The sequence below is a fragment of the Streptomyces spinosisporus genome (assembly GCF_022698145.1).
In the GTDB taxonomy this organism is placed as follows: domain Bacteria; phylum Actinomycetota; class Actinomycetes; order Streptomycetales; family Streptomycetaceae; genus Streptomyces; species Streptomyces spinosisporus.
The window spans coordinates 1-21,120 of record NZ_JALDAX010000037.1; the positions used below are offsets into that span (position 1 = coordinate 1).

A 21,120-nucleotide genomic window follows, 5' to 3' on the forward strand; every position below is an offset into this window, starting at 1 on the left:
CACCGTTACCTTTGGCGTGATCGTTCATTGAGCCGTGCATGACGGACCTGGTTGAGCGATTGGTGCCGGATGAGTTATGGACCCTGTTCCGGCGGGTGGTTCCGCCGACGGAGGTCATTCACCCGCAAGGTGGCGGGCACGACGGCGGGCGGGTGACCGTGAATATCTGGCGGCGATCATCTTCGTAGCCACCTCAGGGTGTACATGGCGGCAACTGCCCCCAGTGTTCGGCCCGGCCTGGCCGACAGTCTACCGGCGCTTCGCCCGGTGGAGCCAGAACGGTGTCTGAGCCCGACTGCACCGCTTCGCCCTGGACGAGCTCGGCGCGAGAGGCGAACTGGACTGGTCGCGGTGCGCCATCGACTCTGTCAGTCTCAGAGACGCAAAAGAGGGGGGCCATTGACCGGACCGAATCCGACCGACCGCGGCAAGAACGGATCGAAAATCCACCTGATCACTGACCGGAACGGTCTACCGCTGTCGCTGGGCATCTCCGGTGCCAACATGGCACGACAGCCTCGGCCTGAAGTCGCTGGTGCGGGGGATCCCACCGATCCGCTCCCGGCGCGGCCCGCACCGCCGGCGACCGGCCAGGCTCCATGCCAACAAGGGATACGACTACGCCCACCTGCGCCGCTGGCTGCGCAAGCGAGGTATCGGACACGGTATCGCCCGCAAAGGCATCAAGTCCTCACAGCGGCTGGGCCGCCACCGCTGGGTCGTCGAAAAGACGGTGTCCTGGCTGATCGAATGCCGAAGCCTGCACCGCCGCTATGAACGCAAGGCCGAACACTTCCTGGCCTTCGTCGGCATCGCCGCGTCTCTCATCGGCTACCGCCGACTGAGCACCTGACCCAGCCTGTCAGACGCTCGGGCCGGAGCGCACGAAGAGGCAGAACGGGTGACCCGCCGGGTCGCACAGGATGCGTACATCATCCTGAGGCTGAAAGTCCGGCACCGTCGCGCCCAGAGCAAGAGCCTGCTCGACGGCCGATGACAGATCGTTAACCTCGATGTCCAGATGCATCATCATCTGTTGCTCGGACCGTCTGGAAGGCCACCGCGGGCGAGTGAAGAGCGGCTCTGTCTGGAACGACAGCCCGGCACTACCGTCAGGCGGACCGATCTCAACCCAGCCGGGTTGATCCTTCCGCATCGGCCACCCGAGCAGGCCCTGATAGAACTGCGCCAACTGGTGGGCGTCCGGTGCATCAAGAGTGGTCGCGGCCAGCCTGAAACACGGTTGCGGCTTCATACAGTGCTGCTGCCCCGTTTGGCTGCTGAAAGGCCCAGCCATCTAAGGCGTGTTTCGTCGCGCTGTAGGCGCCGATCAGCGGGATCACGAGGCGCCCCTGGATGCTGGACTGAAGATCAACTGTCCTGTTTTCCTGTCACGCATCTGGGCGAGGACACCCTGTGCGACGTGCAGGGCTCCGAAGACGTTGAGCTGGAACAGTTCAGTCAGTGCGTGGAGCGGGACGGTCTCGATCGGTGGCCGGACGGTTGCTCCGGCGTTTCTGAGCAGGACGTCCACCGGGCCGGCGAGGACCTGGGCCACTGACGCCTCGTCAGTGACGTCGAGTTCTACCTTTCGGGCCACCGGCAGGCCGTCGAGCACCTACACGTCGCGTGCAGTCGCCATCACCTCGTGACCCTGCTGATGCAGCACCAGGGCAGCGCCCCTGCCGATGCTTCGGGAATGAGTACACGAGCCATGTGGATCTCCTCGTCTCTTCGGCGGGAGTCCGTTTGGGGATCCACCCTTGAATAGTATGTATGACAGCACACATACTAACCGCCAACGACAGAGCTGTGCCGCCACTGGTAGGCCGAACGCTGCCCCGGCATGCAGCGCAAGGGCGCAATTCTTTAGATGCGCGGACGCCCGGTGGTCCTCGGTGACACCCTCGACGCGTGGCCGGCCAGCACCGTTCGCACCGACTCATAGGGGGCGGGACTGCGCAGGGCGCGAGAGGTGATCATCGCTCCTTCGATGCTCGCGATCACGGCTTCGGCGAGCACTCTCGCCGAAGCGCGCTCCACGCCGAGGGCGACGAAGTGGAAGGCCAGCCGGTCCGTCATCTGCGAGAAGGCACGGCGGCCGGTCTCTGCGATCTCGGCCGATTCCGCCGCGGCGCCCTCGGTGATCAGCGGGGCGACACCACAGCCTCGTCCGTAGTCGCCGGCAATCATGCCGTCGCGGCCCAGATCGAGGTAGCGCTCGACCAACTGGACCGCCGACGTGGCCCCGTGGGCGGCCCGGTCGATGATCTCGACCTGCTCGAAGGCATGGGCCTCCGCGGCCTCGACGGCCAACTGCGTCTTGCCGCGGGGGAAGTGGAAATACACCGAGCCTCGGGACGCACCGCTGTGTTCGAGCACGTCGGCGAAGGCGGTGGCGCCGAGGCCTTTCTGCTGGATCAGCTCCTTGGCAGCCTGGACCATCTTCTGTCTGGTGTCCGTCCGCTTCCCCATCGTGCTCCGCTTCCGTAATTCATATATGTCAGGAGGCATAGTATCGGTTCGACACAGGGCCTCAGATGAGCTGGAGTAGACGACTGGTCTAATCGGCAGTACGGTCGAGACATGTCAGTCGCCAAGATGGAAACCCGTCGCAGCATCCTGGACGCCGCACGACGGATCGTCGTCGCCCGCGGGTACGCCGCGGTGGGCATCAACGAGGTGCTCGCGGCGGCCGGCGTTCCGAAGGGCTCCTTTTACCACCACTTCGGTTCGAAGGACGCCTTCGGCGAGGCGATGATGAAGAGTTATTTCGACGACTACTTCGCGACCATGGACGGCATTGTCGCCGACACGGGAGCAAGCGCCGCCGATCAACTGATGCAGTACTGGCAGTACTTCTACGACACGCAGACCGCAGACAACTGCCAGGGCAGGTGCCTCGTCGTCAAGCTGGGTGCGGAGATCTCCGACCTGTCCGAGTCCATGCGGATCGCCACGCAAGCCGGCACCACCGAGATCGTGAACCGTATCGAACGGATGATCGCCAACGGTGTGGCCGACGGATCCGTATCCGTCGACGACAGTCCCCGCACGACCGCCGAAGCCCTCTACGACCTGTGGATCGGAGCAAGCATGCTCGCGAAGATCCACGCCAGTCCCGCACAGCTCGACCGTGCGCTGGCGGTCACCCGCCAGGTCCTCCACATCTGACACCCGCCCACTCCCGGCCAGATCACCCTGCTCCGCACCCCGGTGCGAGCAGCAACATCAATAGTAGACCGGTCTACGCATCTCTAGTAGACCGGTCTAGAAAGGAATGCGAAATGACCTCCGAACTCCATTACACCGACGCCAGTGAACTCGCCGAGCTCATCCGGTCCGGCAAGGCATCCTCCGTCGAGGTGGTGCAGGCGCACCTCGAGCGCATCAAGGCCACCAACCCGCGGCTCAACGCCGTCGTCACCCTGGCCGACGGAGCCCTGGAAGCCGCGAGGGCGGCGGACCGGGAACTCGAGGCGGGCGCCCAGGTAGGGCCGTTGCACGGTGTTCCGTTCACCGTCAAGGACTCCTTCGACACGGCCGGGGTCCTCACCCAGCGCGGCTCGCCGATCTTCGCGGGACGCGTCCCGGACGCCGACGCCACCGCCGTGGCACGCATGAAGCAGGCCGGGGGCATCCTGCTCGCGAAGACCAACCTCCCGGAGTTCTCGTTCTGGATCGAGTCCGACAACCTGCTGACAGGCAGGACCAACAACCCTTGGGATGTGGACCGTTCGTCCGGCGGCTCCAGCGGCGGGGAGTCCGCGGCCATAGCCGCCGGAATGTCACCGCTCGGACTGGGCAGTGACCTGTCCATCTCAGTACGAGGGCCGGCGGCCGACACCGGTATCACCGCCCTCAAGCCCACGCACGGGCGCATCCCGATGACCGGCATCTGGCCGCGCGAGCCCCGCCGGAACTGGCACGTCGGCCCCATGGCGCGTTCCGTCCGCGACCTCGCGCTGGCGTACTCGGTTCTGACCGGTCCGGACGGCGCCGACGGCTACGCCACCGCCCCGCGCGCGTTCGACACCGGCCTGGGAACCTCCCCCGACCGGCCGGCGCGCGTGGGCTGGCTCGTCGACTCCGGTCTCGGCCCGACCGACCCGGAGGTGGCCGCGACCGTACGCGAGGCCGCCGAAGCCTTGCAGAAGGCAGGGGCGCACGTCGAGGCCGTGAGCATCCCCGCCCTCCAGCGGGACAACCCCCTGGAGCTGTGGACCAAGCTGGCGGTCATGGAGGTGAAGCCGGCCTTCCATAAGGTCACCGAAGGCCACGAGGACCAGATGTTCACGTACTCCTCGTTCCTGGCCGACATGCCGGGTACGTCGGTGGAGGACTACGTGCGGGCCGAACAGGGCGTCGAGCGCATCCGGGACGGCTTCGCGCAGTACTTCCACCACTACGACGCACTCCTGCTCCCGGTCACCACGATCCCCGCCCACGAGCACCAGCTCGGGCAGTTCACCCTCGACGGCCGGACAGTGGACGCCTTCCACGTGTCCTCGACGACCGTGCCGTTCAACCTGACCGGAAACCCGGCTCTTTCCCTGCGCTTCGGCACCACGCGCGACGGCATGCCGATCGGCGTGCAGCTCGCGGCCGGATGGCATGCGGAGTCGACGCTCCTGCACCTCGCATCGCTACTGGAGACACTGAGCCCGGTACGCGACAAGCGTCCCGTCCTCTGAAGCACGAAGAGGAGCAATCCGGGGCTTCACGGCATCCGAGAAGAGCGCCCAGCGCGATCTGCTCGGCTGCCCTGAAGCCGATGGCCGCCGAAGCGGCCACCCTGAACGGGACTCGCAGATGATGTGTGCCCGGCACGGGCCACTCGTGACGTGGCCGCCGTCTCTGGGAGACGGTGGCCGTGTCGTATGCGAAAAGCGGCAACTAGCTCACGCGGCAGGAACGGCAGACCGGACCGCTGCAGTGGCTGGGCAGATGGGTCAGCACTGACGGGCGATGCCGACCGCGGTCGCAACTGCCTCAAGGGAGGATCGCGCCCGGCTGCCGCGGCGGCATGGCTGTGCAGAGCTGGGGCCATTCCGGCTGTCAGGCCGGTCAGCAGAGTCCCAGCAATGCGTCCACCCCGCCCTGACCACGGCGGATGATGCCAGCGCCACCATCATCGGACGGGGCGCGGTGTTGGCTGCCCGCCGCACTGCGCCTCAGGTCCCGGTCAGCGGCTGTCTGACGCCGTGCCGTCTGAACGTCGCAGCACACTGACGGTGAGTTCGCGTCGTATGGCGAAGCCCAAATGCTTGTACAAATTGATGGCGTTGGTGTTGGAAGCGGCCACGTGCAGATAGGGACGGGCGCCGCGTCGGGTTATCCGGGCCGTCAGCGTCCTGATCAAGCCGCTGCCCAGTCCCTTGCCCTGGTGCTCGGGCGAGGTGCACACGGCGCTGATCTCGACCCATCCCTGGGCGACCATCCTCTCCCCGGCCATGGCAATGAGTTCACCCTCCTTGCGCACTCCCACGTAGGCGCCCAGGTCGATGGTCCGGGTGAAGAAGGGACCGGGCGCGGTACGGCCGGCGAGATCCAGCATCTCCGGCACATCGGCCGAGGACAGGTGTGCGGCACGCGGATCCTCGGTGCCCTCGGCTCCCGGGGACGCCGTCATCTGGAGGACGCCGAACTGGTCGACGACCTCGACGGAGGGCGGAAACGCCGTGGGGCCGTGCACCACGGCGGCGCTTTCAGCATCCAGCAACTCGCACGCGTCGGCCCAGTCCTGCGCCGACGGACTGTCAGGCAGGCCCATGAAGGGGGAGACCTCGTTCAGGTAGCGCAGAGCGCGCCCCCGACTGCGGACGAGGTGAGCATGCTGCGAGCTGGAGAGCGAGGCGTAGACGGGGTTGTCCAGCACGTGCGCCATATCCGCCAGCATGCGCTCAGGACCGGTCAGATCCACAGCGGGCCTCCTATCGATCGTGTGACTCGGACGGGGTGCTGACAGGCCACCCCCACCTGGCTTTTGTCGGCCGAAGTCAGATGATAACTTGCTGGCTATGTCCATACGAAGTCAGGTGACCGGACCCCAGCCCGTAGCCCCCTCGCCCCAGCGCGCCGACCATGCGAAAGACACCGAGCGGCGCTGGTTGGGCCTTCTCGTCGTGTGTCTGGGCGTGATGATGGCCTTCATCAGCGTGACAGCGACGATTACCTCGCTCGGGTCCATCCAGCAGGACCTGCACATCTCGACCCACACCCTGGTCTGGATTCCCAGCGCCTACAGCCTGGCCGTGGTCAGCCTGGTCATGTCGGCCGGCACGCTGGGCGATCTGATCGGGCGGCGGCGCGTGTTCGTGTCCGGCGCACTCGTCTTCGCGGCGGGCAGCCTGGGCGCCTTCCTCGCCGACAGCCCCGCCATGCTCATCACCGCCCAGGCCGTCATGGGGGCCGGCGGCGCAGCCGTCCTGCCCACCAGCCTCACGATCGTCAGCACCACCTTCGTTGACCCGCACGAGCGAACCACCGCCATCAGCGCCTGGGCGGCCTGTTCGGGACTGGGACTGGCCGCCGGTCCACTGATCGCCGGGGCGCTCCTGGAGCACTACTCGTGGCACTCGGTCTTCTTGACCAACCTCGTCATCGGTGCGGTCGCCGTCGCACTCACGCCCCTGGTCGTACGTGAGAGCAAACATCCCTCACGCCGTCTGGACCCCGCAGGCATCGTCCTCGGCACCCTGGCCCTCGCCTCCGCGACCTACGCGATCATCCAGGGCGGAGCGACGGGTTACACCCGGACGCCGATCCTCATCTCGTACGTCGTTTTCGCCCTGTCGCTGGCGCTGTTCGTGCGGGTGGAACTCCGTCACCACGACCCCATGCTCGACCTGCGCCTGTTCCGCAGTCTCCCGTTCACCGCCGTGATGGGTGTCGCGGCCACGACGATGTTCGGCTTCGTCGGCATCGCCCTGCTCAGCGTGCTCTACATGCAGCGGGTCACCCACACCGGCCCCCTCGGAGTGGGCGTTCGGATGCTGGCCATGTTCGCCATGTTCATCGCCGTCAGCGCGATCGCTCCGCGCCTGGTGCGGAAAACCGGCTTCACTGCCCTGTTCACCATCGGACTGGCCCTCATGGGAGCCGGTGCTCTGCTCCTTTTGACGGTCGGCCCGTTCGACACATACGGAGCGATGTGGCCTGGCCTGCTCGTGGCGGGCGCCGGTTCGGGTCTGCTCGTCGCCCCCTCGACCGCGGCCGCAGTCGGCAGCGTGCCTCCGCTCCAGGCCGGCATGGCCGCCTCCGCCGTCAACATGGCCCGCCAACTGGGCAACGTCCTGGGCCCCAGCGTGCTGGGGACGATCGTCACCAGCCATTTCACCACCAGCCTCCACGAGCGACTCCTGAACGCCGACTTGCCCGCGCCCGCCGCCGACCAGATCGTGGCCGGAGCCGCCCACGGAGGCAGCGCGACAGACCTGCCCGCGCCCGCCGCCCGCATCGTCGCTGACGCGGTCCCGCGAGCCTTCACCGACGCCATGCACCTGTCGCTGCTCATCGCGGCGATCTCCCTGCTGACCATGGCCGTCGCAGCCGTGCTCCTGGTCCACCGTCGCACGCAGCACCCGCAGATGTGACCTCGCTCTGACTCTGCACGACAAGAGCCAGGTCGTAGGATGAAACCCATGACACAAGCGACAGAGCACGCACCCGATGACGACGCAGTCATCACTCGGTCCGGTGCCTTCGCCGACCGGGACGCCTGGACGGCGCAGGGGTGGTGCTCCATCGAGCGCGCCCTGGAAGTCATGGGCACTCGGTCGACGATGATCCTTCTGCGCGAGGTGTACTACGGCGCCAACCGCTACGAAGACCTCGCACGGCGCACCGGACTGAGTGAGGCCGTCACCGCCGCCCGGCTCAAGCAGATGGTCGCGGACGGCCTGCTCACCCGACGCCCCTACCGTGAACCGGGGGCCCGCACCCGCTCCGAGTACGTCCTCGCACCGCGCGGACGCCAGCTCTTCCCCCTCGTCGTGGCCCTCATGGAGTGGGGCGGGTCCCTCGACGGGCCTCGTGGAGGAGTTGAACTCGCCCACGCCGACTGCGGAGGCCGGCTTGGCGCAGCGGTCCGCTGCGAGCAGGGACATGACGTCTCGCTCGCGGAAACCGAAGCAAGGATCGTAAGGCGCGAGCCGCACCGTGGGGCGGCGAAGGAGTAGCGCCGGCCCTGACAGAACTGTGATGGCGGGGCACGGAAGGCGCGATGGCCACCTCCCGTGCCCTGCACTGCCCACCTCCTTCGACCCGATGCGCGACGTTCTGGTCAGCCGTGCGGCCGGGCTGCCCGCGGAGGGCTGCGCCTACAGGCGCGGCTGAGCCCGCGTGGGCGGAGGCACGTTGACGTACGATCCGATGATATGTAGGTTGACATACATATTACTTGGGGGTGTCTCCCGCGACGCAGGCGGCGAAACACACGCGTCGCCGGTGGGCAACAGAGCTCCACCGACCACAGCGCGCGGCCGGAGCAAACCGCATGGGGCGGCGCCGGGGCCGACCTGTGGACCCCGCCCCTCGTCGGCGCGGCAACCAGCGGCCTGGTGCGCCACCAGACCTCCACCAGCAGCGCCATCGTCCAGATGAACCCGGCAGATCGGAGTGACCCTCGGCGTGGCGGCCCCGGTCGTCGTCGGCTCCTCGCAGATCGACCCCACCGCTTTCCACCGCTCCACCCAGGCCTGGTGGTGGTCGGCGGCCGCGGCTGCCCTGACCAGCGCGCTCGCCTGCCTCTTCCTGCCGCGACACAACGACAGGGCCCTGGCCCACACCACAGCCCCGGCGGCTGCGGCGGACCGGGCTGTCCCAGCCAAGCAGTGACCCGCCTGGCACCACGAACATCCACACCTTGGCCATCCAAGGCCGCCTCACTGAGGAGTATTCGATGCGTCGTATCGAGTTCCACCGCATCGGAGGGCCGGACGTGCTGACCTCGTTGAGCGCGACACCCCCGCGCCCGGCCCCGGCGAACCGCTGGTGCAGATCGCCGCGGCCAGCATCAACTACCTCGACGTCAACCACCGGGAAGGCTCGTCCCCCGTCCAACTGCTCTACGCCCCCTGCAGGGGAAGCGGCCGGAACCGTCACGGCCGTCGGGGAAGGCGTCCACCACCACGCTCCCGGCGACCGGGTCTCCTGGTTCGGACTGAGCGGCAGCTACGCCGACCATGCGATCGTCACCGCCGCATCCGCGGTCGCCGTGCCCGACGGCATCACCGACAAGACCGCAGGCTCGATGATGCTCCAGGGCGTCACCGCCCATTACCTCGCCACCTCGACCTGGCCCGTACAGCGCGGCCAGACCGCGCTCGTGCACGCGGCGGCAGGCGGCGTGGGACAACTGCTGACCCAGATCATCAAGATGCGCGGCGGACGCGTCATCGCCACCGTGTCCACCGAGGAGAAGGCCGCCATCGCCCGCACCCATGGCGCGGACCACGTCATCAACTACAGCACCGACGACTTCGCCACGGCGACCCTGGAACTCCTCGGCGGACGTGGCGTGGACGTCGTGTACGACGGCGTCGGCAAGGGCACCTTCGCCGGTGGGCTACAGGTGCTGCGCCACCGGGGCATGCTCGTCGTGTACGGGCTGTCCAGCGGCCCGGTGCCCCCGTTCGACCTGATGGACCTGAACGTCAACGGCTCACTGTTCGTCACCAGCCCCAACCCGCCCAGCTATCTGCAGAACCCCGATGAGTTCATCGGCCGTATCAAGGACCTGTTCACCTGGGTCAGCTCCGGCAGCCTCGACGTGCGCGTGGGCGCACGCTACCCGCTGGCCGAGGCCGCCCGTGCCCACGACAGCCCGGAGAACCGCCGCACCACGGGCAAGCTGCTGCTGGTCCCGTAACCGCGCCCGGGCTGCTCGGCGCGTACTCCACCGGCAGGCCCTCCCGGGCCCCGATGGCTGTTCCACAACCGGCACCCGGGTCCGCTCGCCGGCGCCCTGTCGGGACGATTCACAGGAAAGAGAACTACGGGATGACCTTGCCCACCCTCGTCCTCGTTCACGGCTCATTTCACCGCAAGGAGATGTGGAATGATCTGATCAAAGAGCTCTCCGACGTGGACATTCGCACGATCCAACTCCCTTCCAGCGCTCCGGTGCCCTTCGATCAGCTGGGAAACATGTATGAGGACGCGCAAGCCGTCAAGGATCTCGTCCTGGACATCGATGGCGCGGTTGTCGTCTGTGCGCACTCTTACGGAGGTGTCCCCGTCAGCGAAGGGCTCGCGGGAATCGCCGCGGTGAAACACATCGTCTACCTGAACTCCTTCGTGCTGGACGTCGGCGAGTCCATGCTCGGCAACCGGGACGGGAGGTACCCGCCCCACTGGGGAGTTCACGAGAACGAGCAGTACATCGAGATGATCGGAGCCGAGAAAGTCTTCTACAACGACTTGCCCCAGCAAGACGCGGAAAGAGCGGCGAAGGAGCTGGGGCCCCAGTCGCTCATGTCGATGCGGCAGCCCCTCACTCAGGCGGCCTGGCACGACACCCCGAGCACATATGTGATCGGCGAAAGGGACGCGGGCCTTCCCGTTCCCATGCGTGAAAAATTCGGTGCCCGAGTGGGAAACGTGCGGCGAATGGACACCTCGCACTCACCGTTCTATTCCCGACCAGCCGAAACCGCGGCACTCCTGCGGGATGCCATGAAGGGGGTGTGTTGATGAACGAAGCACGGCAACACCCGGACTTGAGGCCGGCCCCGGTGAACGCACTGGTGCTGGGCGGGGGCGGGCCCGCCGGAGTCTCCTGGATGTCGGCCTTCCTCGACGGGCTCGCTTCCCTCGGACTATCGGTGAACGGCTTCGATGTGGTGATGGGCACCTCGGCAGGGGCCGTCGCGGGTGCGTGGCTGACGATGCAGCCTCAAAGCCTTCCACTGGTTCCTGAAAGGATGCGCGAGCGCGCCATTACGCACCTCGACGCCGTTCGGGACGGCAAGGTCGACAAAAGCCTCATGCAACGGGCGCTGAACAGGTCCGCCCAAGGAAGGGAATCCACGCTGGAGATCGCGCAGGCCGCGGTGGCGGCGATATCACCGGTATCGGCGGGCGAGGCGGAGTCCGCGTGGAGGGCGGCTCTGCCCGCGGGCGCGTGGCCGCGGCAATTCAAGGTGACGGCGGTGAATGCCCACACCGGACTCGCCACCGTCTGGTCGGCCCGGGACGGTATTCCGTTGGCCGTTGCTGTGGCCTCGTCCACAGCAGCCCCCGGCGTGGCACCGCCGGTCCACGTGGCTGGTTCGGTCTGGGTTGACGGGGGCGTGCGCTCCACCACCAACGCCGACATGCTCGCGGAAAGCGCCGGCAATGACGACCAGGAACGGGCTGGGTACGCCACAGGATCGGGCAAGGTGGTCATCCTGGCGCCCCGGCCGACCAATAATCTGGCGCTAGAGGAGAAACTTCTCGGCGAGCGCGGTCACCGCGTTCGCGTGATCACCGCGGAGCCCTTCTACAAGACACCCGCCGATCTCCTCGATCCTCGCGTCATCGACATGGCGGCGGCCACCGGCTCCAGTCAGGCACGTGACCTCGCCGCCGAACTCAAGGCCTGGTTGTCCCCCTGATGCCGTTCACGGCGCCAGCTCGCGAAATGCGACCGGCGTCCGTCGCCGTCCGGGAGCCGCCGGGGAATTTCCGAGGTGGCCGACCGACTGGCGCTCCACTTCGTCGCGTTCGGCGGCGTCGAGCACTGCGGCACGCGCGCTCGACGCCGTGCTCGCGGACATCGGCGGCGCCATGGTCATCTCGTGTGCGCTGCCGCGCATACCCGTGCGGGCGCGCATCCGCGCGGACGTGACGGCGAACACACGTCCGATTGCGAAAACACCGATCTCGGCCAAGCCGTGATCGCAAACCCGGGGCGATGACCGACTGCGCCGTACGGAAATCGCAGACCCAACGAATACCAACGAGAGCCTGATCATGGCAAAAACGCTAGACCTGAATGGCGTCACTCTGACCCGAACCTTTGAATGGCAGGGCAACCTGATGACCCGGCCGCAGTTGATCCCGGCCAGTGATCGCGCCGACTGGGAAGCGAACCGATCGTGGCTCGCACCCACCTTTTGGGATCCTGCCACCGAGGACACCTGGCTGTGCTCCCAGACGATTGTCGTCAGGAGCGCGGGCAAAACAATTCTGATCGACACAGGGATCGGCAACCACAAGCCCCGCCCGTACATCCCCCCGTTCGACAACCTCGACACCGGCTTCCTGAAGAACCTGCGTACCGCCGGCGTCGACCCGGCTGAAGTCGACATTGTGATCAACACTCACCTGCACGCCGATCACGTGGGCTGGAACACTCACCTCGTCGGCGAACAGTGGGTACCGACCTTCCCGAACGCCACGTACCTCCTCCCCCAAGCCGACTTTGACCACTGGAACCCCGAGGGTGACACCGAACCGTCTGGCGGCATGGACCAGGCGCCGGTCTTCGCTGACAGCGTGCTGCCCGTCGTCCGAGCAGGGCTCGTGCAGTTCTACAACGGTACGCACCTCATCGACGAGCACCTCACCCTGAAGCCCGCACCCGGGCACAGCCCCGGATCGTCCATCGTCCACGTGAGTTCAAGGGGGAGCGAGAAGGTCATCGTCGCCGGCGACGTCTTCCACACGCCGATGGAAATCCTTCGCCCTGACCAAGGCGCTTGCTTCGACGAGGACCACGCCCTCGCCGTGCAGTCACGTCGACGCCTGCTCGCGCAGGCCGCCGAGCAGAGCCTACCGATCATCACAGGGCACTTTCCGATCGATCGTGCCGCTGTCGTTGCTCGGCGTGGCGACTCCTACGTCATCGACGACTGGGTGAGCATCCAATAGTCGAAGCCGGGGATCAAGCGTGTCCAGGGGTAGGTGGCGGCGATCTCGGTAGTTCCTTGATCACACGATGCCCTGAGCAGGTCAAATGAAGGGTGAGTACGGCCTGGAAGAGGCTGGTGATTCGGGTGGTTGAGCACCGCAGTTTGCGGAGGAGCAGCCAGGACTTGAGGACGGCGGGCCAGTGGCGGAAGCGGCGGGCTTCCGGCCTGCGGCCGCACCGCGGTGAGACGTTCGAACCATCGGCGGATCGGTACGTCGTCGACAAGGACCACGATGTGGTCGGGCCATATCCGGATCCGCCTGAGCAGTCGCACTCACACTCCCTTCACCCCGGCTGTTCTCACGAAGCCTGGATGAGCCACTCGAGTTCGGACCCGCGCGGTTGCCTGTCCGTGAGTATCCGTGCTTCTTCGCCCGGGTGTGCGGCGCTCGGGCCTTCCCAGACAACCCGAAGCCCCGCGCTGATCAACGCTCGCTCCGATCCGGCAATCTTGGTCAAGGTTCGAGCGGTGACGGTTCGGTTCGGGTACGAGACCTGGGCGGCAGTGACCGCCGCGGTGGCCAACTCGGTCGCGTAGCCGCGGCCCCAGGCCGGCGGCGCGATGCTCAGCCCAGATTCCAGAGGTCAGCGGAGAGGGTACGAACGCCGCCGATGCCGACGAAGGTGCCCGAGGGGAGCCGCCCATCCGCACTGTCGGCTCGGAGGAACGCGGTCCAGATCCGCAGCCCGGTTGCGCTTCGGCTCAGTTCTGCGGTGTCTATGAATCGAGTGGTGGTCTTTTCCGCGTCGGCGGGGGAGCCGTCGAGGTAGGTCCACACGCGTTGATCTTCGAACATGGTGAGCAGGAGCCCCCGATGCCAGGGAGAGCAACGGCTCTAGCCTCATTGAGGACATGAAGGTCGGCATGGTCATGCGAGTTCCTGTTCACGGTCGGGGTGGCAGCGTCGCGTTCTCATGGACCATCGACGGGCTCGATGACCTTGGCGCGTCGGCTGAGATAGATGATCGAGGACCGGATGTCGGCGATTTCGGGCCGCCGGGCGAGTTGAAGAACGAACTCGCGCAGTTCGTCGGTAGTGGGAACGGCGACGTGCGCGAGGAGGTCGGCTTGGCCGGTGACCATGTACACGGCGATCACATCGGGGAGATCCGCGACCGCGTCGCAGAAGGCGGACGCAGTCGGAAGCGCTTGAGGCCGGATCTTGATCGACACATGCGCCTGCACACTTCTTCCGATCCCACCGAGATCGACCGCGGCGTGGAAACCGGTGATGACGCCCCGGTCCTGAAGTGCCGCCACCCGAGCCAGGCAGGTGGAGTCGGCAACGCCGAGTTCGCGGGCGAGTTGCCGGTTGCTGAGCCGAGCATCTTGCTGCAACCGGCGCACGATCGTGCGATCTGTTTCGTCCACAACACTCCCCAGGACCCTGTAACCGAACTAGTTTCGGTTTCGAGCCAATGTAGCCGAAACATGCGTAGCCTTGCCGCCGAGAAGGCGACAATGAGTGAGGTTCCATGGCAGGCAAACTGGTGATCGTCGTCGACGAAGGGCTGGAGCGCGGGGTGGCGGCCAACGTCATCGGGCTGCTCGGTATCAGTGTCGGGCGCCATGTCGAGGGGATTGTCGGACCCGACGTCGTGGACGCCTCGGGCATCTCTCATCGCGGCATGAGCACCATCGGGCTCCCGGTGCTTGCCGCGGACGACGAAGCTCTCAACCGGCTGTACCAAGAGGCCTCGGATCATCCCGGCATCACGGTGCTTGACGTCACCGACGTGGCCGTTTCCTCGCGCGACTACGACGCGTACACCCAGCGACTGCAAGACCCGGAGCGAGGGTGGCGTCCGCTGGGCCTTGCTCTCACTGGGCCCAGGCGTCAAGTCGACCGCCTCACCGGCAGGCTGGGGTTGCTCCGGTGACCACCACGACCAGCAGGGTCCGCCCACTGCGGTATCCGCTCTGGGCCAGACGCACGACAGCGCTTTTCGCAACCACCGTCTCCGCGTTGAATCTGGGCTCCGTCGTCACGTCGCTGTCACTGCTCCTGAGCAGGATAGGCGACGATTTCGGCTGGTGCGGGCACTGACCCTTTCCAACTGGCAGCAGGAGCGAGCCGGTCGGACTGACAAGGTGGTGAAGCCCCTGGTAGATGGGTTTCGACCAAGAGAACCGTCTCCACCAGAGCCTTCGCCCGATTGGCAAGGTAACTGCCCGTTCTCTTTCCGCTCGCGTGGTCGACGTGGTTCGAAAGGGGTGCTGGATCGGGTGAGTTGAGCGGTGTCGAGGCATAACGACAGGGCCTCTTGGTAGCTCGCGGTTGTTGAGTCCAGCGAGTTGCAAGAGGCCCTGGTGTTGAAGTCCTGCGTGGTGGTGGCCGACGGGTCCAGTCGCCCCACCCCTGGGTGTGACTGTCTCGCCCACAGGTTCGGCAACGCGGCCGACCGGCCCGGCCGGCGGCCACGGTACGGCTCGGACATGAGCGATGCCGAGTGGGCGATCGTGCGGGATCTGCTGCCGGCGCCGGGATGGCTGGCGGGCCGGGGCGGGCGGCCGGAGGGCTACTGCCACCGGCAGATGATCGACGCGGTGCGCCATCTCGTGGACAACGGCATCAAGTGGCGGGCGATGCCCGCGGACTTCCCGCCCCGGCCGCGGGTGTATGCCTTCTTCGCCCGCTGGCGGGATGCCTGGCTGGTGGCCAAGCTGCACGACCGGCTGCGCGGAGCCGTCCGTGCGGCGGAGGGCCGTGATCAGGAGGCGAGTGCGGCGGTCGTGGACTCAGAGTCGGTGAAGGCGGACGCCACCGTCGGCTTCGCTCCACGGGGATACGACGCCTGGAAGAAGATCAATGGACGCAAGCGGCACCTGCTCACCGACACCCTCGGACTCCTGCTGGACGTGCTGGTCACGCCGGCGTCCACGACCGACCGGACGCCGCCCACGTCCTGCTGCCCGCAGCAAGCAAGCGCCTGCCGCGGCTGACCCGGATCTGGGCGGACGGCGGCTATCGCGGTCACCTCCAGGACTGGGCCGCCCAGCACCTTGGGCTCGTGCTCGACGTCGTCCACCGCAGCGACCACATCAGCGGTTTTGAGGTCCTGCCCCACCGCTGGGTCGTGGAAAGATCCTTCGCCTGGTGCCTGCGCAGCCGGCGTCTGGTGCGTGACTACGAACGGCGCATGGCCACCAGCGAAGATGCCATCCGGTGGTCGATGACCATGCTCATGAGCCGCCGCCTGGCCGCCCGCCATCAGCAGCGTCCCGCTCCAGCACGCACGGCATGAACCGGCCCGGTTTCTCCTCTGCCAGCCAGCCTCGCTCCACCAGCCTCTTCAGCCGGGCTCTTGCTCCCTCGACCCGGGAGACAGACGCGCTGTCCCAGCCCAGCACGACCGCCGCCCGCCTGGCCCCCAGCCCATCGGCTGCCGCGTCCAGGGCGGCGGCCATCAACGCCTGGTAGTCCACCGACAGGTCCTCGACACCGGCCGCGTTCTCCCGGTGTGGCACCGCGCGCCGCGGCCCGACCGGCTTCCTGGGCGACGACCCGCCGGCCACCACAGCGGGCGCTTCGTCCTCGGCCAGCGCCTCAAGATACTACTCCAGACCGATCACCCGGCGCCTGAGGACCTCTTCCGCTTCCGCCAAGTCCCTCTGTACTCGCACCAGTTCGGCTTCGAGCTCCTCCGCCCGCACCGCCGCGGCCTTTCGCCGCGCTTCCAGAACCGCCCGCATCGACGGCATCCGCCACCCCCGCAACATCCCGACCGACAACAAGCCGAGACTTCCGAGGCAGCCGCAAACCCATGCCTGACCAGCAAAATCCGCACACGAGGTTCCGAAAGAGAACGACCTCTCAAGCGATGGCAGCGAAAGCGGGCCCGGCTGACGTCAGTTGCGGAGCGTCGTGCGGACCTGGATGCCCTCGGCATGCGCGGGTAGTGAAGACCCGCAGAGGGCGTTTTCCTACGTTTCTGAGTCAAAGCACGATAGTTGTCACATAGGCAGGCTTGTTGTCACCTACGAGGCTGGCCGTTGCGCACATGCTGTGACTGAAAAGCCCTGGCGGGCCCTTGCGGCCGCCAGGGCGTTGCTGCAGCAGTTTCTGCGTGTCACTGCGAGCCCGTGGCCACCAGGGCCGCAGTGATGGGTTCGAGGTTGGTGATCAGTTCGTCGAGTTCGGCCGGGGACAGGGCGTCATAGGGCGGGGTGGCGAGTTCGTCAGTGAGGGTTTCGATGCGTTGTTTGGTCGTGCGGCCTGCGTCGGTGAAGTGGCCGTTGATGTCGATGAGTCCGCGTTCGCGCATACCGTCCATGACCGCGGCCAGGCGCTCTTCAGGCAGGTGTTGGATGCGTCCGAACGACTCCGGGGGGTGGATACCCAGTTCCAGAGCGGAGAGGACGTGGGCTTCCGTGCCGCCGATGCGCGCGGCGACGAGCGCGGCGATGTGCCCGTCGCCGCGGTGCTCGCGCAGCATGGTCGCGGAATGCCAGAGCCGGGCGACGGGGTCGCTGGGTACCGCAAGGGTGCGCATGCCGGCGTACATCACCCGGCCTTCGGTAGGGGCGCTCGTCGCGGCCTTGGTGGTCAGGTCCGCGGCGCGCACCAGACCCGGGGACTCGGCCAGTTCGTCGCCGAGGATGCGCCGCAGGGAAGCGGCGCTGCCCCGTTCCCGCGCGGCGACGGAGGCCTCCGGCGAGATCGTCTCCCAGGCGCTGGGGATGTGCCGTGCGGCTTCCCCGTCGGCAAAGTTGTAGAAGGCCGCGTGCACGACGTGGGCCGGCACCCTTCCCAGGGGTGCGGCGCGGCTGGCGAAGTAGCCGTCCCAGTAGGTGCGATGGCCAAGTGCGGCGAGTTCCTCATTGCACTCGTCGGCGAGGAACGTGACCAGGCAGATCGGCTCCAGGAGTTCGAACATGCGGCGGGCGATCTGAGCCATCGGATGCAAACGCGTCTTGCCCATCAGATTCTCCCTGCGTGAGGTGTGCCGACTTGGACCGTCCGGCACACCGAAACTCATCAGCGACCGAAGGGAAGCGGTGCAGATGGGTTCGCGTTTGCATGGCTGTGCATGCACAGCCGGTGCCGCTGGTAACAACTATCCCGCTTCGGCACAACCGACTGCACCGATGGCGACCGGCACTGTCAACTCGGCCTGATCAGGGTCGAGTTGACAGTGCAGCTACCCGGATCCGTCTACCCCGTACATTCCCTCGCGTTTTGGCGTGAGGGCAAATGCGCCCGGACAGCTCCGATGAGGAGACCTTGCCTGGCAGGTCAGTGTCCTTCGTGGTCGACGAGGCTGGCCGTGGGCTGCCCGGCCTCATGACGCAGCAAAACCGAAAGCAGCTCGGCGACAGTAGCCGGGGCATCGGCGGGATGGCGCAAGACCCGGTCGGGGGCGATCCGGTAGACGTTCGAACGGCCTTCCCGGCTGTGGGTGAGGTACCCACCCTCCTCCAGGTCCGCGATGATCTTCTGGACCGCCCGCTCGGTGAGCCGACAGCGGACGGCGATGTCACGGATCCGTACGGTGTGGTCCTCGGCGATGGCAGCCAGCACCCGGGAGTGGTTCGTCAGAAAGGTCCAGCCTGCATGCGGTTCCGGTGCTCGATCCATTGCCTCAGGATAACGAGTTCGATTCACGCATTCAAATAGGTGAACCCATTTTCATGTGTTTGTTGACGTGAACGACTGTCGGGGTGATGCTGGGGTGGTCGAAAGCCGATCCGCGCCAGGAGCAACGATGTGCCCTCACCCACCCGTCCACCCAGAAGACGGGTCCTGCCCTGTCTGCTCCACCACGGCTGAGCACCCATCGACGGCGGTCACGTTGCGCGTTGACGCCGCCGGGGACCGGCTCGCGGTGACCGTCTGCGGCGAACTCGACCTGGACAGCGATCCGCTCCTGCAGCAGGCACTGAACAAGGCCCTCGACCGCGCCGCCGGCGGCCTGGAACTGGACCTCGCCGCCGTCGACTTCTGCGACTGCTCCGCCCTCAACGTCCTCCTCGACGTCCGCGGCCGTGCCCGCCTGGCGGGCAAGCAAGTCATCCTGCGCGCCACCAGCCGCGCCGTCGAACGCCTGCTCAGCCTCACCGACACCCTCCCCCTTTTCACCGACGGACGGACAATGCTGGACGGACTCCCGTCCCCCGCGCAGGCCGCTGCACGCCAGACTGCGCGGCCAGCGACATCTGCCGGGAATCAAGCCACCCCCGTTGGACGGCAGGAAACTGCCGGAGCGCACGAGACGCGACCCCGCCTGCCGACCGAGCCCGCCGAACCGTCCGGTGAGAGCCTCGCCACGGAGAACGCACAGCTCCACCGCGCGATGGAGACCCGTACACCGATCGACCTGGCCAGAGGCATGCTCATGGCCTCCTTCCAGTTGAACGCCGAACAGGCCTGGCAGGTACTGAGGACCACCTCCCAGCACAGCAACACCAAACTGCACCAGATCGCCGACGCTCTCCTGCAGACCGCCGACGGCCACACCTCCCTGCCCGAACCCCTCACCCGCCACCTGACCATCGCCGTCCAAACCCACGCCAACCCAACAGCCTAGACAGGACACGCACAGCCCCGCGGGCATGCCTGGCCCAGACAGGGCCGCGTTGACCGGCGGGGCGGCGCATGACCTCCCCAGGTACTGCGCCGACCCCACCGGCTCGATGCAACTACCCCGGGGCCTGCGCCCGCTGTCGGCGCTGCGGCCGCGCCAGACAGCCAGCGCCGCGGCCAGCTGGTCTTGCAGGTCGGCGGCAGCGGCACCTGCTGCGTGATGGCGACGATGGCCTCCGCCACGTCGTGCAGCTTCGTGTTGGAGTGCTGGGACACCTGCACCAGGATCTGCCATGCATCCTCCTCGGCGCACGACCAGCCCCCCATCAGCACACCACGGACCACGTCGATGCCCGGCCGCAGCTCCAGCGCCTCCTTCAGCTGCACCGTCTCCTCATACAGCAGTTCGGCCGGCAACCCGGCAAGAGAGCCGACATGCTCCCGACCCGTGGACGGTCCATCACCGGACATCTCTCCATGCCGGGGACCCGGGCTGGGGGAAGGTTCCATAGCGCCAACCTGCCCCACAGCGCCTCACCCACGCTCCATTGACCTGGTCGGTCCACGCCGCAGAGCGAATATTTCGCCCGCACGTCGGACCGGCACCAATCGGGAACCGGACGCGGCAGACCAGACCGTGCGCGCGCCGGGGGGCGACACGGGACGGCAAAGAAACCCTCGAAATGCCGTCGGGCTCCGTACGGAACACCGTGCTGACGCCGTGCCCTCGGACTGCAGCGACTCCGGTGTTCATGGCCATGACGTCCCGGAGCCGCCGTCACCTTGCGCACCCACCGGGCAAGGCGTCGGCCTGGCCCGCTGCCGGGTAAACAGCAGGCCGGTCGCCGTGTCGCCGATCCAGCAACCTGCCACCGTCCATGGCACGCCCACGTCAACGGAGCCGCCTGCCGCGACCGGTCACTAACAGCGCCAGCCCTGAACCTCACAAGCGCTTCGTGCTCTAACGCCCCCGGCGGCCACGTGGACCAACCCGTACGAGGACTCGCGCGAGAGAGGATATGCGCGAGGCGGCGCACGCGGCCACCGATCGTACCGATCCGGACAGCGGTCACCGGCTCCGATTCCCCCAGATGCCAAGCCGTCGGCATCCTGCCCGGACAAGACTGCGAGGACGGGCGCCATCCCTCCGGCCTACGCTGCGGACTCCCGGCAGCCAGCACGCTACTGGCATGCATGTCGCCATAGCTGGCCCCAGGTGAGCCCTCTGGCACTCGGTAACGGGAGGACTCGGCCGGTAGTGGCCGCCACCCACGGAATGGGGCCATCCTTCTGACATCGGACCTGCCGCCCCGCCGGCCAGGTCAGGAAACACCCACCGGTGGACGTCCGAGAAAGGACCACTTGAAGGCCATGACCGCCGTCGCCGACCTCGCCTCGTTCCTCAACGCCCGATGGGACGAGGCCGAACGAGAATCCGAGCTCTTCCACGAGCCGGACTGTCCCACCCACCTGTTAAACGGGCACCACGGATCCTGCGCATGTCTCTATCCCGCTCAGATCCGCGAGCGCACCGCCAGCCACCGGCGCATCCTGCACGACTGCCTCCAGCGCATCAGCCACGAACAGGCCAGCTCTTGCTGGCCAATGGAATCCATCCTCGCCTTCCAGGCCATGAAAGCCCTCGCCCTGCCCTTCGAACTGCACCCCGCCTTCCAGGACACCTGGCACACCTGGCCC

At 67.0% G+C, this 21,120-nt stretch carries 23 protein-coding genes and 3 pseudogenes; 14 read left to right on the plus strand and 12 right to left on the minus strand.

Going from position 1 to position 21,120, the window contains the following annotated elements; translation table 11 throughout:
* Positions 1 to 38 precede the first annotated feature (38 nt).
* Positions 39 to 853, plus strand: a pseudogene (locus MQN93_RS42915) (IS5 family transposase).
* A gap of 9 nt (positions 854 to 862) precedes the next feature.
* On the opposite strand, the gene MQN93_RS42920 reads toward MQN93_RS42915, so the two are convergent.
* From MQN93_RS42920 to MQN93_RS42930, 3 genes are all read right to left on the minus strand, one after another.
* A complete protein-coding gene (locus tag MQN93_RS42920; protein WP_242713787.1) occupies positions 863 to 1,255 on the minus strand; it encodes a VOC family protein in 393 nt (130 codons plus the stop codon).
* A gap of 84 nt (positions 1,256 to 1,339) precedes the next feature.
* Complete coding sequence (locus tag MQN93_RS42925) at positions 1,340 to 1,618, minus strand: SDR family NAD(P)-dependent oxidoreductase (RefSeq protein WP_242713788.1); 279 nt, start codon at positions 1,616 to 1,618, stop codon at positions 1,340 to 1,342.
* Positions 1,619 to 1,869: 251 nt separating this feature from the next.
* Positions 1,870 to 2,475 carry a TetR/AcrR family transcriptional regulator gene (locus MQN93_RS42930; RefSeq protein WP_242713789.1) on the minus strand — a complete coding sequence of 202 codons (606 nt, stop codon included), beginning with the start codon at positions 2,473 to 2,475 and terminating at the stop codon, positions 1,870 to 1,872.
* Positions 2,476 to 2,586: 111 nt separating this feature from the next.
* On the opposite strand from MQN93_RS42930, the gene MQN93_RS42935 reads away from it, so the two are divergent.
* Together MQN93_RS42935 and MQN93_RS42940 are read left to right on the plus strand one after the other, a co-directional pair.
* Positions 2,587 to 3,174, plus strand: coding sequence for a TetR/AcrR family transcriptional regulator (locus MQN93_RS42935; RefSeq protein WP_242713790.1), 588 nt, complete (start codon positions 2,587 to 2,589; stop codon positions 3,172 to 3,174).
* Between the two features lie 113 nt (positions 3,175 to 3,287).
* Complete coding sequence (locus MQN93_RS42940) at positions 3,288 to 4,694, plus strand: amidase (protein ID WP_242713791.1); 1,407 nt, start codon at positions 3,288 to 3,290, stop codon at positions 4,692 to 4,694.
* A gap of 491 nt (positions 4,695 to 5,185) precedes the next feature.
* Here the strand turns inward: MQN93_RS42940 and MQN93_RS42945 are convergent, their stop codons facing one another.
* Positions 5,186 to 5,923 (minus strand): GNAT family N-acetyltransferase, encoded by a 738-nt coding sequence (locus MQN93_RS42945; protein WP_242713792.1) that lies wholly within the window; start codon positions 5,921 to 5,923, stop codon positions 5,186 to 5,188.
* A gap of 97 nt (positions 5,924 to 6,020) precedes the next feature.
* Between MQN93_RS42945 and MQN93_RS42950 the strand changes: the two genes are divergently transcribed.
* From MQN93_RS42950 to MQN93_RS42975, 6 genes are all read left to right on the plus strand, one after another.
* Positions 6,021 to 7,595: an MFS transporter gene (locus MQN93_RS42950; RefSeq protein WP_242713793.1), complete on the plus strand. Its 1,575-nt coding sequence runs from the start codon at positions 6,021 to 6,023 to the stop codon at positions 7,593 to 7,595.
* Between the two features lie 48 nt (positions 7,596 to 7,643).
* Complete coding sequence (locus MQN93_RS42955; RefSeq protein WP_242713794.1) at positions 7,644 to 8,180, plus strand: winged helix-turn-helix transcriptional regulator; 537 nt, start codon at positions 7,644 to 7,646, stop codon at positions 8,178 to 8,180.
* A 451-nt stretch (positions 8,181 to 8,631) separates the two neighbouring features.
* The gene (locus tag MQN93_RS42960; RefSeq protein ID WP_242713795.1) at positions 8,632 to 8,838 is read left to right on the plus strand and encodes a hypothetical protein; all 207 of its coding nucleotides are present in this window, start codon (positions 8,632 to 8,634) and stop codon (positions 8,836 to 8,838) included.
* Positions 8,839 to 8,902: 64 nt separating this feature from the next.
* Positions 8,903 to 9,871 (plus strand): quinone oxidoreductase family protein, encoded by a 969-nt coding sequence (locus MQN93_RS42965; protein WP_242713796.1) that lies wholly within the window; start codon positions 8,903 to 8,905, stop codon positions 9,869 to 9,871.
* A gap of 131 nt (positions 9,872 to 10,002) precedes the next feature.
* Complete coding sequence (locus MQN93_RS42970) at positions 10,003 to 10,695, plus strand: alpha/beta hydrolase (RefSeq protein WP_242713797.1); 693 nt, start codon at positions 10,003 to 10,005, stop codon at positions 10,693 to 10,695.
* A complete protein-coding gene (locus MQN93_RS42975) occupies positions 10,695 to 11,600 on the plus strand; it encodes a patatin-like phospholipase family protein (protein WP_242713798.1) in 906 nt (301 codons plus the stop codon). The genes MQN93_RS42970 and MQN93_RS42975 overlap by 1 nt, the downstream gene beginning before the upstream one ends.
* A 6-nt stretch (positions 11,601 to 11,606) precedes the next feature.
* Here the strand turns inward: MQN93_RS42975 and MQN93_RS42980 are convergent, their stop codons facing one another.
* The gene (locus tag MQN93_RS42980) at positions 11,607 to 11,876 is read right to left on the minus strand and encodes a hypothetical protein (protein WP_242713799.1); all 270 of its coding nucleotides are present in this window, start codon (positions 11,874 to 11,876) and stop codon (positions 11,607 to 11,609) included.
* An 82-nt stretch (positions 11,877 to 11,958) separates the two neighbouring features.
* Between MQN93_RS42980 and MQN93_RS42985 the strand changes: the two genes are divergently transcribed.
* A complete protein-coding gene (locus tag MQN93_RS42985; protein ID WP_242713800.1) occupies positions 11,959 to 12,858 on the plus strand; it encodes an MBL fold metallo-hydrolase in 900 nt (299 codons plus the stop codon).
* Between the two features lie 340 nt (positions 12,859 to 13,198).
* Here the strand turns inward: MQN93_RS42985 and MQN93_RS44505 are convergent, their stop codons facing one another.
* The 3 genes from MQN93_RS44505 to MQN93_RS42995 form a co-directional block, all read right to left on the minus strand.
* A complete protein-coding gene (locus tag MQN93_RS44505; RefSeq protein WP_372504538.1) occupies positions 13,199 to 13,423 on the minus strand; it encodes a hypothetical protein in 225 nt (74 codons plus the stop codon).
* Positions 13,424 to 13,464: 41 nt separating this feature from the next.
* The gene (locus tag MQN93_RS42990; RefSeq protein ID WP_242713801.1) at positions 13,465 to 13,695 is read right to left on the minus strand and encodes a hypothetical protein; all 231 of its coding nucleotides are present in this window, start codon (positions 13,693 to 13,695) and stop codon (positions 13,465 to 13,467) included.
* A gap of 116 nt (positions 13,696 to 13,811) precedes the next feature.
* The gene (locus tag MQN93_RS42995; protein WP_242713802.1) at positions 13,812 to 14,270 is read right to left on the minus strand and encodes an Lrp/AsnC family transcriptional regulator; all 459 of its coding nucleotides are present in this window, start codon (positions 14,268 to 14,270) and stop codon (positions 13,812 to 13,814) included.
* 104 nt (positions 14,271 to 14,374) lie between these two features.
* Here MQN93_RS42995 and MQN93_RS43000 point away from each other — a divergent pair, with 104 nt between their 5' ends.
* Positions 14,375 to 14,779, plus strand: a complete 405-nt coding sequence (locus MQN93_RS43000) for a DUF2000 domain-containing protein (RefSeq protein ID WP_242713803.1) — start codon at positions 14,375 to 14,377, stop codon at positions 14,777 to 14,779.
* 556 nt (positions 14,780 to 15,335) lie between these two features.
* Positions 15,336 to 16,144 (plus strand): annotated as a pseudogene (locus MQN93_RS44510) (IS5 family transposase).
* Here MQN93_RS44510 and MQN93_RS43015 read toward each other — a convergent pair.
* The 3 genes and pseudogenes from MQN93_RS43015 to MQN93_RS43025 form a co-directional block, all read right to left on the minus strand.
* Positions 16,083 to 16,592, minus strand: a pseudogene (locus tag MQN93_RS43015) (hypothetical protein). The pseudogenes MQN93_RS44510 and MQN93_RS43015 sit on opposite strands and share 62 nt — an antisense overlap.
* Positions 16,593 to 16,969: 377 nt before the next feature.
* The gene (locus tag MQN93_RS43020) at positions 16,970 to 17,821 is read right to left on the minus strand and encodes an SCO6745 family protein (RefSeq protein WP_242713806.1); all 852 of its coding nucleotides are present in this window, start codon (positions 17,819 to 17,821) and stop codon (positions 16,970 to 16,972) included.
* A 314-nt stretch (positions 17,822 to 18,135) separates the two neighbouring features.
* Positions 18,136 to 18,477 (minus strand): helix-turn-helix transcriptional regulator, encoded by a 342-nt coding sequence (locus MQN93_RS43025; protein WP_242713807.1) that lies wholly within the window; start codon positions 18,475 to 18,477, stop codon positions 18,136 to 18,138.
* A gap of 214 nt (positions 18,478 to 18,691) precedes the next feature.
* Here MQN93_RS43025 and MQN93_RS43030 point away from each other — a divergent pair, with 214 nt between their 5' ends.
* Positions 18,692 to 19,426 (plus strand): ANTAR domain-containing protein, encoded by a 735-nt coding sequence (locus MQN93_RS43030; protein ID WP_242713808.1) that lies wholly within the window; start codon positions 18,692 to 18,694, stop codon positions 19,424 to 19,426.
* Here the strand turns inward: MQN93_RS43030 and MQN93_RS43035 are convergent.
* Positions 19,423 to 19,893: an ANTAR domain-containing protein gene (locus MQN93_RS43035; RefSeq protein ID WP_242713809.1), complete on the minus strand. Its 471-nt coding sequence runs from the start codon at positions 19,891 to 19,893 to the stop codon at positions 19,423 to 19,425. The two genes, MQN93_RS43030 and MQN93_RS43035, sit on opposite strands and share 4 nt — an antisense overlap.
* A gap of 900 nt (positions 19,894 to 20,793) precedes the next feature.
* Here MQN93_RS43035 and MQN93_RS43040 point away from each other — a divergent pair.
* Positions 20,794 to 21,120: DUF6221 family protein (locus MQN93_RS43040; RefSeq protein WP_242713810.1), on the plus strand; the 327-nt coding region annotated here is incomplete at its 3' end.